Consider the following 17,545-nt stretch of genomic DNA (forward strand, 5'->3'; position numbering starts at 1 on the left):
ATATCTCCTTTAAAAATTAAAATCTACTTGTCTTAAGGCTTCATAGACCACTATTGAAACTGAATTAGCAAGATTGAGCGATCTATTAAGTTTTGTTGTCATTGGTATTGTTATGATTTTATCCTGATATCTTTCAAGTAGGATAGGGTCTATACCTTCCTTCTCCCTTCCAAATATCAAAAAATCTCCATCTTTAAAATCTATATCGGTATATCTTTGCTTACTTGGTGTTTCTACAAGATAAAAGTTTTTTCCTTCAAGATAAGATAAAAATTCTTCTAAGCAGTCATGAATAACTAAGTCTACCTTATCCCAATAATCTATGCCAGCTTTTTTAAGATATTTATCTGATAAATTAAATTTGAAAGGTCTAACCAAATGCAGTCTTGATTCGGTTAAGACACAGGTTCTTGCTATGTTACCAACATTACCAGGATGTTCTGGCATTAATAAAACTATGTTAAACATCTTTATTAAACCTTAGAACATAATCACAAGCTTCAACAATTCCAGAAGAATCGTTATCTCCTACAATTATATCAGCCTTTTCTTTTAGAGTTTCATTGGCATTGCCCATAGCAAAGCCGATTTTAGCATTTTCTATCATAGGTAAATCATTGTATGAATCTCCTACAGCTGCTACCTCTTTTCTACTTATACCCAAAATCTCACAAATCTCACTAATGGAATTCCATTTGCTAGAATTTTTGTTAGATAACTCTATAATATTTGAACCTGATGAGGTTATATAAAGCTTATCTCCAAATTCTTTATCGACTATTTTTACAATTTCTTCTTTGCTTAATTTGTTAGTATCTATTCCTGCAATTTGAAATTTATTAGCTGATTTTCCTTGTCTTAAAAGGTATGACACAGGGTCTTTCTTGATAATTAAATCTACTTGATAGTTCATACCATAGTCATTATTTATCTTAAGATGCTTGATCCTATCCAAAGTCACCCTATTTGTGTAATAATTTTCCTCATCGTAGAAATGAAAATCAAGTTTATAAGACTTGCAAAATTCATATAGGTCTTTTAAAATTTCATCATCAATATAGTATGACTTGTGTATGTTTTTTGAATCAAGAGCAATCACTGTTCCATTTGTGGCAATCATCGGATTATCATAGCCTATTATATTCTGATAATACTTTATAGATGCTAAGACCCTACCGCTTGCAAGTACGGTTTTAACGCCTGATTCATTTAATTTTCTGAGGGCATTTATATTTTCTTTTGGCATAGAAATAGATGAATCAAGTAAGGTTCCATCTATATCAAAAGCAAATAATTTAATCATTTAGCCTCCTATAATATTCGCATATTTCATTTATTGGACATTCCTCACACAAGGGATTTCTCGCCTTGCAAAGGGCCCTACCATGGGTAATAATCTGGTGGTGAGTCTTAGTCCATCTTGACTGATCTATATTTTTTTCTAGTTGATCTTCTGTCTTATCAACATTTGTGGCATTTGCAAGGCCAATCCTGTTAGATACCCTAAAGACATGGGTATCTACCGCAATAGCTGGTATACCATAGGCATTTGATACAACAACATTTGCAGTTTTTCTCCCAACGCCAGGAAGCTTCTGTAATTCCTTTTTATCCTTTGGTACTGTTGAATTGTAGTCATTAATAAGAATCTTGCTTGCAGCCTTTATATTTTTGGCTTTATTTCTGTATATCCCTATTGACCTAATATAATTTTCTAGGGTCTTAATATCCATATTTGCAAAATCTTCTGGAGTATTTGCCTCCTTAAACATTTCCTTTGTCACTTTATTTACGCTTACATCTGTAGCTTGGGCTGAAAGTATTGTAGCTACCAAAAGCTCAAAGGGGGTTGTAAAGTCAAGCATTGAGTGATCCACATCTGGATACATAATATCTAGAAGATCTAATACTTTTTTTATGTCTTTTTTAGATAAAATAATATCACCAACTTTCTTATTTATTATACTTTACTTATTTTTACCCGCTAAGAATTGTTTTTGTTAGCCATCTGCTATATAATAAATAAGAATTGGAGTGATAATATGTTTAATTTAAAAAAGAAAAATTTTAAAGACTTTGATATCATTTTATTCTTGGTAACAATTTGTCTTTCAGTTTATGGCCTGATAGTTTTATATTCTGCTTATGGAGGGAATTTAGCATCTATCAAAACACAGATTTTTGCAACAATATTAGGGTTTTTAATAATAGGAGTACTTTGTACGATTGATTTAGATGTTATAAAAAAGCCCTACATGATTATGTATGCTGGTATGATAATAATGCTGATTCTAACCTTATTTTTAGGAAGAGGCCTTGATGAATGGGGTGCTAGAAGCTGGATTTATATCGGATCTTTTTCTTTTCAACCAGCTGAAATTGCAAAAATAATTCTGATTTTCTGCTTAGCAGCCTTTCTTGATAAATACAAATATACAATAAACAATATCAAAACACTTATCTTGACTATTTTATTTGCTGGATTTCCAATATTTCTTATACTTTTACAGCCGGATTTTGGAACATCCATGGTGTATTTGTTTTTTATAGCTGCAATGATTTTTATTGTAGGAATCTCTTGGAAGTGGATTGGAATTTTACTAGCTATTGGACTTGTTGTAGGAGTTGTGCTTCTTACCAATTTAAGTGGATTTAGGGCTGATAGGATAGAAAACTTCCTTAACCCTAATAGAGATACATCCGGATCAAACTGGCAGCAACAACAAGGTATGATAGCCATTGGCTCAGGAATGGTTGGTGGAAGAGGTTACCTCAATGGAAGTCAATCCCAATATGGTTATATACCTGAAAAAGAAACAGACTTTATTTTCTCGGTTTTAGCTGAAGAACTTGGTTTTGTTGGGGCTATAATTATGCTAGTCCTATTTGCAATTTTAATTCTTAGATTAGTATTAATTGCAAAAACTTCAAATAATACTTTTATTAGCTTACTTGTAACAGGTATTGCTGGACTGATTTTTATACACGTATTTGAAAACATTGGAATGACTATCGGCCTTATGCCTGTAACTGGTATACCTCTTCCATTCTTTTCAAATGGAGGTACCTTCCAGCTGATTATTTTATCCTGTATAGGTCTTGCCCTTTCATCATCCATGCAAAAGAACCAGTATGATGATGGTATTGTCGATAATAATAGGGTTTCACCACTAGAAGTAAGAATGGTTAGACCATCCAAAAGAAAATAACAAAGCAAAAAGCCATCGTAATATTTTACGATGACTTTTTTTCTTTGTTTCTTTTAACAATTTTTGTTTTAGAAAATTCTTCTCTTTCTTTTTCTTCAATACTTTGAGAAATACTTTTAATGAGTTCTGATTTTTGTGGTATCTGAATTTTTTCCAAAGAATTAACTTTTTTATTTGATTTCCTTATTTCGATTTCCAAATTATTTATAGTACTATCAAGTTCTGCCAATTTGAAAATATCTGCTTTTAATTTATTAAAAGCTATTAATGCCTCATCAAATAGAGAGTTTGTCTGATAAAATGAATAAGATAAGGATAATTTCTTTGGACTAAAAGTTACTTCTGCTATATCAGTTTGCATGAACTTTGTATTCTTTGTTTCGATTGAATTATCAATTGGTATAAGACCGGCTAAATTTTCAAGTTTAGCCTGGCCTATGCTTGTCATAGCCTTATTAAAACTATGGCTTACCTCATTCATTGTTTGGTTTACTTTTTTATTTAAGGCATCCCTGTCTTTAATTTTGCTCTCATGAGCATTCATTAAGGCTTTTCTTTTCTTATCAAGGATGTCAAGACCAACATCTAATAGCTTTAGCTCTTCCTTAGCTTTTATGAGATTAGCTTTACTTGCTATTTGCTCATTATTCATTGGCCTTACCTATAAATTTATCAAGATTTTTCTCAGATACCCTGTGAAGTTCATTTCTTGGTAGTATTTTTAAAATGTCCCAGGCTAAATCTAAACTTTCTTCAAGCTCTCGATTCTCATTTTGAGCCTGTGATAAAAACTTACTTTCAAATACGTCACCAAATTCTAGGTATTTTTTATCAACAGCTGACAAATCATCCTCACCGACAATTTGGGCAATATTTCTAACATCTATTACCTTAGAATATGATTCATATAATTGGTTCATTACATCTTCGTGATCACTTCTTGTATAGCCTTCACCAATACCATCTTTCATAAGCCTTGATAAAGAAGGCAAGACATTTATTGGTGGATAGACTCCCTTGCTTGAAAGGTTCCTATCTATTACTATTTGTCCCTCAGTTATATAACCAGTCAAATCTGGAACTGGGTGAGTAATATCATCATTAGGCATGGTTAGGATTGGAATTAGGGTTACTGACCCTTTTACTCCTTCAATCATACCTGCCCTTTCATAAAGGCTAGCTAGGTTTGAATAAAGGTAACCTGGATATCCCTTTCTTGAAGGAATCTCTCCTCTTATAGAAGATACTTCACGCAAAGCCTCACAATAACTTGTCATATCGGTTATGATTACAAGTACGTGGTAGCCTTTTTTGTAGGCTAAGTATTCAGCTGCTGTAAGTGCGCACTTTGGAGCTAGAAGCCTTTCCATTATTGGAGAATCAGCTAAGTTCTGATACATAACTAACTTATCTTTAACTCCTGCTTTTGAAAAAGCATCCTCAAAAAACATTGCTTCATCTTTTTTTATACCCATAGCTGCAAAGACGAAGGCGAAGTCTTCATCTGTTTTTAATTTAGCTTGTCTAATGATTTGAGCAGCTATTTCATTGTGTGGTAGACCTGAACCAGAAAATATAGGTAATTTTTGACCACGAATAAGAGTAGTCAAGGTATCTATAGCTGATATACCTGTTTGGATAAAGTCCCTAGGATATTCTCTAGCAACTGGGTTTAGGGCAAGACCCTCAACTGGATAAGTTTCTTCTGCATAGATTTCCCCACCATTATCAATAGGTTGACCTATACCATTAAATGTCCTACCCAAAATGCTCTCGTTTAGAGGTAATTCTAGTGGTTTTTCGTAGAAACTAACAACAATATCTTCTACAGAGAAATTGTCGGTGTTGGCATAAACTTCAATTGTTACGGTATCATCATCAACCATTACCACTGATCCTACAAACTCCATACCTGCTGCATGAACAGAAACAAGGGCGTTGTAGGCTATATCGCTTACCTTCTCTATTTCTATGATAGAAGATTCTATTTTTTTGATTTTTGTATATTCTTTTCTCAACAGCTTACCCCCTCAAATTAGCAAAATAATTTTCAATCTTAGAGCCTAGCTGGTTAAGCTTTTCTAATTTATCATTTTCGACATTGTATTTCATCTGGCTTATTTCGTTTAATAGGTCAGAATCATAAATCTTTTTATATGAAATACCATCTTTTAGAGCTTGGTCACTTAGATTATTGTATTTATCGATTATATCAAGCATCATTATTTGCTTATCTACAGGCACGTACTTATCTATTGCATTATAAGCATTTTGTTGCAAGAAACCATTTCTAATAAGTGCTGCCACATCTAGAATATTTTTTTGTTCATCTGATAAGGCATCAGATCCAACTAGCATCATGATTGACTTGACTTCTTCTTCTGCAATTAATACATTCATAAGTTTATTTCTTATAGCTATAATATCTGAATTGTAATGCTCTTTATAGTAGTCTTGCATCTTATCTAGATAGTTAGTATAAGAAGTTAGCCAGTTTATAGCTGGGTAATGTCTTGAATAAGCAAGTTTCCTATCAAGACCCAAAAATACATTTACGCTACGTCTTGTTGCTTCTGTAACAGGTTCTGAGAAATCTCCACCAGATGGTGATACAGCACCTATTAATGTTACTGAACCCTTTGTGCCATTTAAGTTTTCAAAGAAACCTGCTCTTTCGTAGAATTTTGAAAGTCTTGATGCAAGATAGGCAGGATAGCCTTCTTCTGCAGGGATTTCTTCAAGCCTTGCGGAAATTTCCCTTAATGCTTCTGCCCATCTAGAAGTAGAATCTGCCATTAAGGCTACGTCATAGCCCATATCCTTATAGTATTCAGCTATTGTTATACCTGTATAGATACTTGCCTCTCTTGCAGCAACTGGCATGTTTGAAGTGTTAGCTATAAGGATTGTCCTTTGCATAAGGTCCTTGCCTGTATTTGGGTCAATCAGGTCTGGGAATTCCTCAAGTACCTGAGTCATCTCATTACCCCTTTCACCACAACCAATATATACTATGATATCAACATCAGAATATTGAGCTAGCTGGTGTTGGAGCATAGTCTTACCTGTACCAAATCCTCCAGGAATTGCAACTGTACCTCCCTTTGCTATAGGGAAAAATACATCTAGTACCCTTTGACCTGTAACCAATATATTTTGTAAGGTCAATGCTTTTTTAACTGGTCTTGGATTTCTCACTGGCCAATATTGGTAAAGCTTAAGGTCAAAAACACCCTCATCATTTTCTACTTTAAGAATGGTATCTTCAAGCTTATATTTACCATCTTCCTTAGCTTCAATTATTACACCATCATAACTAGACATTAGTCTATGTTCTATGACTTCAGTCTCTTTGATAGTGGCGTAAATATCAGCTTTTTTGATCTTATCACCTTTTTTAAATTTAATTTTAACATCCCAATCTTTTTCAAGATCTAGGTTATCAAAACCAATACCAGATGGTATAAAGGCACCGTGTTTATCCATTATATCTTTGAGAGGTCTTTCTATACCATCAAACATATTTCCTAATAGACCTGGACCTAGCCTTACTGATAAAGGCATAGATGTAGAGATGATATCCTCTCCTACTTTTAGACCTGATGTATCCTCATATACCTGAATTGTCGCAAGGTCACCTTCAACAGAGATAACTTCACCAATTAGTTTTAAATCACCAACTGAAACCATCTCTCTAATTTTTAAGCTTCTTGCATTTTGAGCATAAACAACAGGTCCATTAATTGTTTTAATTATTGGATTCATTAAAACGCTCACTTTCAAGAACTTGGTATAATTTTTTACCAAATTCATATTTTTTGTCTCTAATTCTTTCTTTATAGCTAAAATTATATCTAAATTCATTATTGATATCTTTTAGTATAAAGCCACCTATATAAGTGTTATCCATTGCTTGCTTATTTTTAAAATCTATTAAAGCTAGGTCATCACTAACTACACATACGACAATCTCATCTTCTGATAAAGAAAGTTCTCTCATAACCTTTTTTATTTCCACAGGTAAAGATTCTTTGTAAGCATCTGTTTTTTTATATGATCTAAGTTTACTAATTAATCTATTATAAAAATCATCAAGCAATTCTTCTTTGTAAGCATAGAAGTTGTTTTTTTCTTCTTGCTTAATTTTTGATACTTCTTCATTTTTTCTTATTTTTAGAAAGTTTTTACGATCTTTAAGCTTAGCTTCAAATTCTTGACTTCTTTGCTTATTCTTATTGTCGATATAGGATGAATTTTTTTCTGTAGATAAGAATAATTCTTGATCTGTTTTTACCTTCTCTTCATCCCAAACCATCTTTCTAAAACTTGATAGTTTTGCTTCTAAGTCTAGCATAATTAATCCTTTCAGCCATCAATAATTACAATCAAAGGCATTGTGTAATCTCTTCTATAATTATCAATCCTATTATTATTTTTATTATAAACTGACCTTGTAATTATCAATATAGCAAGATTCTCATCCTTGTATGAATTTTTAAATTCCTCTTCAAAATTATTCTCATCAACTAAGCTTGCTTCAATCGCTCCTAGTCGAAACATTGTAAGCAAGCTATTTGAATCTGTTAGAATCTTTGCTTTCATTTTATGCGTATAGGATTAGGATTGAAATAATTACACCAAAGATTGCAATACCTTCAGCAAGACCAACAAAGATGATTGTTCTACCAAGTATTGATTGGTCTTCAGAAATTGCTCCTAGTGCTGCAGATCCTACTGTACCTACTGCATAACCAGTACCAATAGTTGCAAGTCCTGTAGATAGGGCTGCACCTATATATTTAAGTCCATCACTTGCTGTAGCTGTTGCAGCTGCAGCTTCTCCTGCTGCTTTTGATGTTGATGGAAGAATTAAAACCATAATCATCAACATAAGTGGTACAAAGGTAAATAAATTTATCTTTAATGCTTTTTTTATCTTTGCTTTTGAACTATCTTCGTTATTTTTAAGTAGGTATAAACCTGAATAAATTGTCATAATGACAACTGCTAATGCAAGTAATGCTGTGTATTTAATCATATTCTTCTCCTTATAAATTAGTTTTCCTTAATTGGTCTAAATTTACGACCATTTCCTTGATAATACTTACTAAACATTTCATAAAATTCTAGTCTTAGACCTTGGATAAAGACAATCATTCCTTCAAGGCCAATGATTAAAACATTACCAAATATTAATATTATTATTCCAAATATTCCACCACCAACAAGTTTACTCATAACTTCAAAGGCCATATAAAGACCTACGTGGTTAATGGCAAATGCTCCAACCCTTGTAAATGAAACAAGATTTGAAAAAACTGAAAGTAAGGCTTCTATTATTGAAAATGAACTTTCAACATAATAATCAGATGCGCTTGATTCAAAAACTTCATCTCTTTTTTCAATCTTAGCTGCTATAGGCTTTGAAAATACAATCATTATAATTGATATTATCAATAGACAAAGAGCGACAGGCATTGGAAGCGGATTTACTTTTACTATATTGAGTATCAATAAAACAAATGAAATCATCATCAAAAGTCCAGCAAGACCTTCCTTGCCGAAGATTCCTTCTTCGATATTTTTTTGTTTTACTAATTTGTTATAAATTCCTAGACAATATGCAATTACAAGTAGCATTATACCAAAAGCTACTGATGCTATAAGGACTTTCATTATATTATCAAATGGTTTGATTAGTAATGTAGGAATTAATGTCTCAATTCCAAAAAATGATCCATACATTAAACCAAAGAAACAGGCTGAAAATCCAATTCTTCTAATAAGTGATCCAAAGGTCTTATTTATCTTATCTACAAAGAAGCTTAGAAGGATGAAAATTAATCCTTGACCTAAATCACCAAACATCATTCCGTATAGGAGCATATAAGTTACTGCGAAAAATGGTGTTGGGTCAATTTCGTTGTAATTAGGTGCTCCATACATATTTACTAGGAATTCGAAGGGTCTAAATAGCTTGTTATTTCTTAACTTAGTTGGTGGTTCTTGATTATATTTTTTTTTTACTTCTACGTTAGTTTTAGCGTATTTTCTGGCTAAAGATTCAAAATCTTTTACCTTAGAATTTGGAACCCAACCTGTAAGATATAAGTATTTTTCACCCTTGGCCATCTTACTAATGATATCTTCGCTCTTTTCATAGTATTCAACAGTACTAGGTAAAGCTTCAAATGTTTCTTCATTTTTGCCCTTGAAATTATCAATGTCTTTTTCTAAAGAATCCAATTCCTTATCTATATTCTCTAACTTAGCCTCTATTGCATCAAGATTTTCATCAGGAAGTTCCATATCGATAAAGCCCATTGTATTTACTGCCCTACCTATATCTGCACTGACCTGTTTTGGATAGACTAATAGATAATTTTCTTTTGAATTTTTAATTTTATCTGTCATTGCCATCCTCCTTTATTATCTTTCCAAAAGCTTCATCTACTAACAAGTCAACCTTGTCCTTGTATAAGCTTTCAATGCTAGATTTCTTGTCAGAAAAAGATTTTTTAATTTCACTAGCTTCTTTATTAATTTCATCTTCGTTGTTTTTATTTAGTTCTGCTACTTCTCTTGTGATTTTTTCAAGATAAGTTTGATCAATCTTATTAGCAACTTTTAAGCTTTCAGCTTTTTCATTTTCGATTATTTCATCAACACTTTTTCTTCTCTCGCTAGTCTTATTATCTAGTTCTATTAAAGTATTAATTGCATCAGCACTTTTTGTATCTTCATCATTTAGGTGGATGATTAGTGATGGTATATTTTCGTAGTTATTTTTTAGAATAAATCTACCATCTTTTGTTACCTCGCCATATCTAAAGTCGAAATAGTTTAAGTGCTTAATCTTATCAATATCAACATCTGCCCTATTTAGAATTTCCAAATTATTCTTATAAGATAATAATTTTTCTCTTTCTTCAACAAGGTCTTCTCGTCTTTTAATCATCGGCTCAAGTCTAGTATATAGTCTGTCAAGCTCTTCTTTGTCAATAACTTTTGTTATTTTACCGATTTTTTCATCATCTTTGATATCAAAAAATTTCTTTAGATAGTCAAGTTTCTCAAGTTCTTCTTTAGTAAGACCTTGAAAACTTGTAATACTATTCATATCCTCGGTCAGTTCGACATTCTCACTGCTAGCCTTGACAGAGAAAGCTCTACTAGCCACTTGACCAAAAGCATCAATTGGTTCGATTTGACCTATATTTATTACATCCTTTAATAAATCGGTAAGATTTTCTAGTCTGGATGTAATATTGACTAGGTTCATTTTTTCTACTGCCATATCTACCTTCCTATTAACAATTCTCTTTTCTGATTGTAATCGTATCTTTCATCCATTTCTAATATAGAAATAATATTTTTAATATCCAAGTATAAAAGATTCATTGCAGAAATAACATATAGGATGTCACAATTCTCATTGATTATTTCATCTCTAGAATTTTTCCAGCGCCTATCTTGTATTCTTTTATAAACTAAATCTTCATTTTCAAAAATATTTTTATACCTACTATCAGAAAAATACTCTATAAATTCGTCCTTATTAAGATTAGATATCTCTCTAAGTCTGTCTGCATTAAACAGATATCCACCCTCTATAAGGTAGTTAAAAACTTCATTATTATTTATTTCAAAAAATGATTTTAACCTGTAAAGCATTTCAAAATTTAATAAATTTATTTCTTCAGCTATATATTTGCTGATGTACTTATAATCACGACTAGGGAATTTTTCACTCATTTTTAGTAAGTCTCTATAGTATAATTTAATAAGCGCATTAGAAGATAGGAATATCAATTGGTCTTGATCCATATTTTCATTTAAAAATGGTTTTAGGACTCTATTAATATGCTTATCTTTTATAGATTCAACAAAATCATGTAATGAAAAATTAGCTGAAAGCTCCATACCTTCAAAAAATGGGCTACTAACAAAATATTTATAGTTATCTGCTAAAGAATTATTTAAGATACTTGTAATTATTTCTTGTATCAAATAAATCTTATTTATTGAGAAGTATAATTTGTAAAATTTCTTATCTAAGCCTCTTAAAAAGAACTCGATTGACCTAATTTGCTTGAAGAAATAATTATTTAATTTTTCTTCCACAACAAGTTTGTCATCATTAGCTGATAAAAATTCGTAATTTTTCTTTAAATATGAAACTTTTCTATCTAAATCATTCTCATTTATAGTTCTTTCAAGCAAATAATCATCCAAAAGTTTCCCTAATTTAGCCTTTGCTTTTACAGAAACATCTTTCATAAAACCTCCTTTCCTGACAATAACATATTGTACCGTACTTTTTTTTATAAAAAAAGCTTTTTAGATAACTATTATCATTTATATATTTATTCTAAATAGCAAAAGCCCAGCTAAGGCTGGGCTCATTCTACTAAGTCTCCTGATATTGTAAAGGATGTATTTTCATTTATTTTTACTTTTACAAACTCGCCAATTAAGCTTTTATCAGCCTTTACGTGGACGAGTTTATAATCATCAGTTCTACCTGTGAGAACTTCTGGATTATTTTTACTCTCTGATTCTAACAAGACCTCTACAGTTTTACCTATATAAGTTTTATTTTTTTCATAAAAATGAGGATATAAGACATCTAAGAGCCTATCAAATCTTTCTTGGACTACATCATCATCTAAAGGCCTAAGTTTTGCAGCCCTGGTCTTTGGTCTAGGTGAGTATTTGAAGGTAAAGGCTGTGTCATAGCGGGCTATTTCGCAAACCTTAAGAGTTTCCCTAAAGTCTTCTTCTGTTTCTGTAGGATAGCCTACAATTATATCTGTTGATATAGCAATTTCTGGTATCTCTTCCTTAAGTTTCCTTACCCTTTCGAGATATTTTTCTTGATCATAGTGACGATTCATATCTTTTAACACCTTTGATGAGCCTGATTGAAGTGGCAAGTGGAAATATTTACATATATTATCATTTCTCTTTATCACTTCTATAAGCTCATCGGATAAATCTTTTGGGTGACTTGTTGTAAATCTAAGTCTCTTAAGGTTTGGTATTTGAGCAACTTTTTCTAAAAGCTCTGGGAATGTGTGTTTGAAATCGGCTTTGTTGCCATAAGAGTTAACATTTTGGCCAAGTAAGGTTATTTCTTTATAGCCATTGTTAACCAAATATTCTACCTCTTCTATAATCGATGAAGGGCGTCTTGATTCTTCTCTACCTCTTGATTCAGGAACTATACAATAGGAGCAGAAATTATCACAACCTGTCATTATATTTACATAGGCTTGAAAATCATTTGGAGTGTTGTATTTTACAAAATCATCTTTGACATTGTCTGTTGATATATCCACAACTCTTTCATTTGTTTCAAGGTATCTAAAGATTAAATCCTTAAGGGAGTTGATATTTTTAGTACCAAAGATGATATCTACTTCCTTATGTTTGTCAATTATAACATTTCTGGCTACTTCAGTTTGCATCATACATCCTGAAACAGCTATTATTTTTTCAGGATTTTCTTTTTTTAACTTCTTTAATGATGATACTTGACCATAAAGCTTTAGCTCTGCATTTTCTCTAACTAAGCATGTATTAAACAAGATAAAATCTGCCTTATTCCTATCTTCCTCATATCTATAACCTAAATCTTCTAGGATATAGGATATTCTTTCAGAATCATGCTCGTTCATTTGGCAGCCAAAGGTTGTTATATTGTAGGTCTTTCCACTAAAGAAATCTTTGTATTTATCTAATTTATCAGACATGTTCCTCCTTTAAGTAAAAAAAGAGATGATAAAAATCATCTCCATTTTTTTTAATCTTACTCAGCGTCTTCTTCAATAGATCCAAGTAAATCTTCTGAGCCTTGTGCTGATAGAGCTTGTGCAAGCATATCACCAAGGTTGTTATTTAGATCATCATCACCAAATGATGCAGAAGAGTTATCTCTCTCTACTTTTCTTCTTGGTCTATCGTTTGTTCTAGCTTGTCTTCTAGGTTTTCTTTCTGGTCTTTCTGGAGCTTCTTTTAAAGCTTTGATGCTAAGACCAACTTTTTCATCTTCAGTATCAATTGAGATTATCTTTACTTCGATTGTATCACCAACTGTAAGCTCATCAGATGGTTTTTCAACATGATCCCAAGAAATTTCAGAAACGTGAACTAAGCCTTCTACACCATCAGCTACTTCTACAAATGCACCAAAGTCAAGTAGGTTTACTACTTTACCTTCAACTACATCGCCAACTTTGTGGCTATTTACAAAGCTTTCAAATGGTTTATCAAGAAGTTGTTTACGACCTAGAGATATTCTATTTTTCTCTTTGTTAAGTTTTAGGATTTTAACTTCGATTTCATCATCAACATTTAGGACATCAGAAGGATGTTCAACTCTTGTCCAAGCTATGTCTGAAACGTGAAGTAATCCGTCAAGTCCGTTAACTTCTACGAATGCACCAAAGTCAGTTAGTCTTGCTACCTTACCTGTAACTACTTGACCTTCTTCTAAATCTTCCCAAAGGTCATCAAGTTCTGCTTCAAGTACGTCTTTTCTAGATAGAACAAGTCTATTTTTTCTTTCGTCGATGCTGATGATCTTAAGATCCCATTCTTCACCTACGAATTTCTTTAAGTTTTTAACAAAGTATGTTGCTATTTGGCTAGCAGGTACGAAACCATTTACACCATTAACTTCAACAGTTAGACCGCCCTTATTAAAGCCAACAACTTTACCATGTACTAATTCGTCATTTTCAAACTTTTCAGCTAGTTCTTTCCATGCTTTCATACCTTCTACTCTTCTTGTAGAAAGGCTAACATTTCCTTCACCATCATCAAGTTTGATAACGAATACGTCTATATCATCACCAACTTCAAAACTGTTTTTAGGATCTTTTTGTTCCTCTTCAGTCATTTCGTCTAGTTTAACAATACCATCTGCACGATATTGGATATCTACAAATACCTCATCATCCTTAACGTTGATTACTGTACCTGTGATCACCTCTTTAGGGTAAATCTTCTTTAAACTATCCTCTAGACTGTTCATAAATTCTTCTTTTGTGAATTCATCCATACTACTTACTACCTCCTTAATAATCGAATCAGGCGTAGATGCACCTGCGATTATTCCTAATTTTTTAAATTTAGAGAGCTTTTGCAAAGGTAGATCTTTAACAGTTTCAATCCTTAAAACATTTTTACAATACAAACTTGCTACTTGATATAGCTTGTTTGTGTTAGAACTATTAAAACCACCAACTACAATCATACAATCTACAGAAGCCGCTAATTTTTTAGCAGACTCTTGCCTTAATTTTGTAGCATTGCATATTGTGTTTTCTATTACTACACTATCATTATTTTCTTCTAACTTGTTAGCAATATTTACAAAAAATTCAAACCTATTTGTAGTCTGGCTAACTACATATAGCTTCTCATAATTCTTAATATTTTTTGCTTCAGTCTCATCTGATATTACTATACCATTGTTTATAAAAGATTCCATAGCAATTATTTCTGGATGCTTCTTATCTCCAACAATTATTACCTGATAACCTTCTTTTTCTTTTGTTTCAATCTTCTTATAGATACTATTTAAGACAGGGCAAGTTGCATCATAAAGCTCGTTACCATTAGCAATAAGCTTATCTTTGAAGCTTTTATCTTCACCATGGGCCCTTATAACTATCAAAGAATCTTTGATTTTTAGAGCCTGTTCATGATCAATAACTTTTAGTCCTTTTTTTTCAAAATCTGCTACTAATTGTGGGTTGTGGATTAAAGGACCTAGGGTATATTTATTTTTTTTTGATTCCAGAGCTTTCTCAGCAAGGTCTACACTTCTTTTTACCCCAAAGCAAAATCCAGAATTTTCTGCAATTATAATTTCCATTACTTACTCTCTTTCAATTCTTTCCTATGTTCATATAAATTTATGAAAATGTGGTCAGAAATTTTTTCCATTGCTTCTTTATTTTTAAATGTTGAATACTTTTCTATCTTAATAGGCTCCTTAACATAAATATCCACCCTAGAAAATACCTTATAATTTGTAACAATCTCTATTGGTAAGATATCAGCCTTAGCTTTCAAAGCTATGAATCCAACTCCCTCTTTCATGTTTTCCCTATCAATAGTTTTAACCCTAGTACCTTCAGGGAAAATTCCAAGAGTATGGTCTTCCTTAATAAGGTTTATGGCATGTCTTAAGGCCTTTAGGTCATTTCCTTGTCTGTCTACTGGAAACATTCCTGCTTTTTTTAAAAGAGTTCTGAGGACTGGGACTTCAAAAAGTTCTTTCTTTGCCATAAAATAAAATCTTATAGGTAGGGATATAGCAAGGAAAAATGGATCGAGATTTGACCAGTGATTTGCACATGCTATAAAATTTGCATCCTTTGGTATAAATTCCTTACCATGAACGTGGATCCTGTAAAAAGGAAAAAGTAAAATCCTTACAAGTATTACCAAAAACTTATAAAACATCACTTTCCTCCACATATGAAAGTATCAGGTCAATTGTTTGGTCAATATTAAGTTCTGAGTTATCAATTAATATTGCCCCCTCTGCCACCTTCAATGGCGAAATTTCTCTATGGGAATCATAGTCATCTCTTTTTATAATTGCCTTTTCAATTTCTTCTACACTTAAGTCGGATTCACCTTGGTCAAACCTTCTTTTAGCTCTTGTTAGGGCAGAAGCAGTTAGGTAAAATTTATATTTAGCATTTGGAAATACTACACTTCCAATATCCCTACCATCTAGGATAAAAGAAGTATTTTTAGCTATTTGTCTTTGAAGATCTACCATCTTCTCCCTAACGTAGGATTTAGCAGACACCCAAGATACATTAGCTGTTATTTGATCATTTCTTAGGTCTTTAGTGACATCACTTCCTAAAAGATATAATCTTCCATCCTTAAAATCAATCTTTATATCATCAATCATCCTGGTTAATACTTTATCATCAGTACTTTCATCCATGCCCTTATCTAAGAAAAACTTGGTTACAGCCCTATACATTAGGCCAGTATTTAAGTATTCAATTCCTAATTTTTTAGCCAAAATTTCAGAAACTGTTGATTTGCCAGAACCACTTGGTCCATCCATTGCTATAATATATGTCATATCTTCTCCCTTATATATTGTCCGCATGCGTAAGCTGTAGAAAAGTAAATTTGAAGATTGTATCCTCCTGTAAGGCTATCAACATCGAGAATTTCTCCTACAAAAAATAAATTTTCAATCTTTTTTGACATCATGTTGCTTGGGTTTATTTCAGATAAGTCTACACCTCCCCTGGTGACAACCGCTGATTCATAACCACCAAATTTAAGGAAATCTAGCCTGAATTTCTTTAAATTTCCTACTATTGACATCCTCAAGTCCCTACTAAGCTCACTTGCCCTTAGATTATTATCAATTTTAAGTCTTTGACCGATTACCCCTACCAAGCTATCTTTAATTATAGATTTTAGTATATTTATAATAGATTTTTTAGGGTTTTGATTTATTAAATCGAGTAAGAGGTCATCTAATTCATTATAAGTGTATTTTGTAAAAAAATCTATATAAATATTATTTACCTTATCTGTATCAATTAATGAACTTGCCCTAAGTACAACAGGACCTGTAATAAAATTAGAATTTATTAATATATCTCCCACTTGACTTACATTATTTTTATCAGACTCTAGGCTAAGACCTACATCCTTTAGGGACAGGGCTTTGACCTTAAGTTTATCTTTAATAAAGATTGGAACTAGTACAGGACTCGTTTTTCTAATATGGTGGCCAAGTTTTTTGCATAGCTTATATCCTAGACCATCTGATCCTGTTTTAGGATACGACTTACCTCCAGTAGCTATAACGAGACTATCAAATTCAAATTTATGATTATCAGTTTTGACAATATACTTTTTATTCTTCTTAATATCTAGAACTTTTGTATTTGTTAATAAATTTATACCTAAGTCGTTTATTTTTTTATAGAAAAAGTCAATAAGGCTTTGTGACTGTTGTGATTTAGGAAATACTCTTCCATCATCTTCAACAATTGTCCCAATTCCTTGACTTTCAAATAAGTCTATCAAGTCGTAATTATTGAATTTAGCAAAGGCAGAGTAGACAAATTTCTTGTTTTTTACTACCTTATCTAGGAAATCTCCATCATAAGATAAATTGGTGATATTGCACCTTCCCCCACCAGTCATTTTTAATTTTTGACCTATTTTAGAATTTCTCTCAAGGATGTATACTTCGTTATCTTCATTTTTTGCAAGTATTGCTGTCATAAGTCCAGCTGGTCCTGCTCCAATAATTCCTATTTTATTCATATGATTTT

Annotated in this window: 18 protein-coding genes; 1 reads left to right on the plus strand and 17 read right to left on the minus strand. The window is 32.0% G+C overall.

The features are described from left to right. Positions 1-9 precede the first annotated feature (9 nt). From RRB46_RS05655 to nth, 3 genes are read right to left on the minus strand one after another with little or no spacing between them, the layout of a single operon-like run. Positions 10-468 (minus strand): tRNA (cytidine(34)-2'-O)-methyltransferase, encoded by a 459-nt coding sequence (locus tag RRB46_RS05655; RefSeq protein ID WP_296129288.1) that lies wholly within the window; start codon positions 466-468, stop codon positions 10-12. Next, positions 461-1,303, minus strand: a complete 843-nt coding sequence (locus tag RRB46_RS05660) for an HAD family hydrolase (RefSeq protein ID WP_311537807.1) — start codon at positions 1,301-1,303, stop codon at positions 461-463. Before RRB46_RS05660 ends, RRB46_RS05655 begins: the two co-directional genes overlap by 8 nt. Next, the gene (gene nth, locus RRB46_RS05665) at positions 1,296-1,940 is read right to left on the minus strand and encodes an endonuclease III (RefSeq protein WP_311537838.1); all 645 of its coding nucleotides are present in this window, start codon (positions 1,938-1,940) and stop codon (positions 1,296-1,298) included. Before nth ends, RRB46_RS05660 begins: the two co-directional genes overlap by 8 nt. 102 nt (positions 1,941-2,042) lie before the next feature. Here nth and rodA point away from each other — a divergent pair, with 102 nt between their 5' ends. Then, positions 2,043-3,209 carry a rod shape-determining protein RodA gene (gene rodA, locus RRB46_RS05670; RefSeq protein WP_311537808.1) on the plus strand — a complete coding sequence of 389 codons (1,167 nt, stop codon included), beginning with the start codon at positions 2,043-2,045 and terminating at the stop codon, positions 3,207-3,209. 25 nt (positions 3,210-3,234) lie between these two features. On the opposite strand, the gene RRB46_RS05675 is transcribed toward rodA, so the two are convergent. The 14 genes from RRB46_RS05675 to RRB46_RS05740 form a co-directional block, all read right to left on the minus strand. Further along, a complete protein-coding gene (locus tag RRB46_RS05675) occupies positions 3,235-3,861 on the minus strand; it encodes a V-type ATP synthase subunit D (protein ID WP_296129296.1) in 627 nt (208 codons plus the stop codon). Further along, on the minus strand, positions 3,854-5,227 hold the full coding sequence (locus RRB46_RS05680; RefSeq protein WP_311537809.1) for a V-type ATP synthase subunit B: 1,374 nt from the start codon (positions 5,225-5,227) through the stop codon (positions 3,854-3,856). The genes RRB46_RS05675 and RRB46_RS05680 overlap by 8 nt, the downstream gene beginning before the upstream one ends. 4 nt (positions 5,228-5,231) lie before the next feature. Continuing rightward, positions 5,232-6,974 (minus strand): V-type ATP synthase subunit A, encoded by a 1,743-nt coding sequence (locus RRB46_RS05685; RefSeq protein WP_297688354.1) that lies wholly within the window; start codon positions 6,972-6,974, stop codon positions 5,232-5,234. Beyond that, positions 6,958-7,563 (minus strand): ATPase, encoded by a 606-nt coding sequence (locus tag RRB46_RS05690; protein ID WP_296129304.1) that lies wholly within the window; start codon positions 7,561-7,563, stop codon positions 6,958-6,960. The genes RRB46_RS05685 and RRB46_RS05690 overlap by 17 nt, the downstream gene beginning before the upstream one ends. An 11-nt stretch (positions 7,564-7,574) precedes the next feature. Continuing rightward, positions 7,575-7,811, minus strand: coding sequence for a V-type ATP synthase subunit F (locus tag RRB46_RS05695; protein WP_296129306.1), 237 nt, complete (start codon positions 7,809-7,811; stop codon positions 7,575-7,577). 1 nt (position 7,812) lies between these two features. Next, positions 7,813-8,247 carry an ATP synthase subunit C gene (locus RRB46_RS05700; protein WP_199792146.1) on the minus strand — a complete coding sequence of 145 codons (435 nt, stop codon included), beginning with the start codon at positions 8,245-8,247 and terminating at the stop codon, positions 7,813-7,815. A 17-nt stretch (positions 8,248-8,264) separates the two neighbouring features. Further along, a complete protein-coding gene (locus tag RRB46_RS05705; RefSeq protein WP_399529981.1) occupies positions 8,265-9,629 on the minus strand; it encodes a V-type ATP synthase subunit I in 1,365 nt (454 codons plus the stop codon). After that, positions 9,613-10,506: a hypothetical protein gene (locus RRB46_RS05710; protein ID WP_311537810.1), complete on the minus strand. Its 894-nt coding sequence runs from the start codon at positions 10,504-10,506 to the stop codon at positions 9,613-9,615. The genes RRB46_RS05705 and RRB46_RS05710 overlap by 17 nt, the downstream gene beginning before the upstream one ends. Positions 10,507-10,508: 2 nt before the next feature. Then, the gene (locus RRB46_RS05715) at positions 10,509-11,489 is read right to left on the minus strand and encodes a V-type ATPase subunit (protein WP_311537811.1); all 981 of its coding nucleotides are present in this window, start codon (positions 11,487-11,489) and stop codon (positions 10,509-10,511) included. 122 nt (positions 11,490-11,611) lie between these two features. Further along, complete coding sequence (gene miaB, locus RRB46_RS05720) at positions 11,612-12,964, minus strand: tRNA (N6-isopentenyl adenosine(37)-C2)-methylthiotransferase MiaB (RefSeq protein WP_311537812.1); 1,353 nt, start codon at positions 12,962-12,964, stop codon at positions 11,612-11,614. Between the two features lie 56 nt (positions 12,965-13,020). Next, complete coding sequence (locus RRB46_RS05725; RefSeq protein ID WP_297688365.1) at positions 13,021-15,093, minus strand: bifunctional 4-hydroxy-3-methylbut-2-enyl diphosphate reductase/30S ribosomal protein S1; 2,073 nt, start codon at positions 15,091-15,093, stop codon at positions 13,021-13,023. Beyond that, positions 15,093-15,686, minus strand: coding sequence for a lysophospholipid acyltransferase family protein (locus tag RRB46_RS05730; protein WP_311537813.1), 594 nt, complete (start codon positions 15,684-15,686; stop codon positions 15,093-15,095). The genes RRB46_RS05725 and RRB46_RS05730 overlap by 1 nt, the downstream gene beginning before the upstream one ends. Next, on the minus strand, positions 15,676-16,329 hold the full coding sequence (gene cmk, locus RRB46_RS05735; RefSeq protein WP_311537814.1) for a (d)CMP kinase: 654 nt from the start codon (positions 16,327-16,329) through the stop codon (positions 15,676-15,678). The genes RRB46_RS05730 and cmk overlap by 11 nt, the downstream gene beginning before the upstream one ends. Further along, complete coding sequence (locus RRB46_RS05740) at positions 16,326-17,537, minus strand: NAD(P)/FAD-dependent oxidoreductase (RefSeq protein ID WP_311537815.1); 1,212 nt, start codon at positions 17,535-17,537, stop codon at positions 16,326-16,328. Before RRB46_RS05740 ends, cmk begins: the two co-directional genes overlap by 4 nt. Between the last annotated feature and the right edge of the window lie 8 nt (positions 17,538-17,545).

This window comes from uncultured Anaerococcus sp. (assembly GCF_963512375.1).
Taxonomy (GTDB): domain Bacteria; phylum Bacillota; class Clostridia; order Tissierellales; family Peptoniphilaceae; genus Anaerococcus.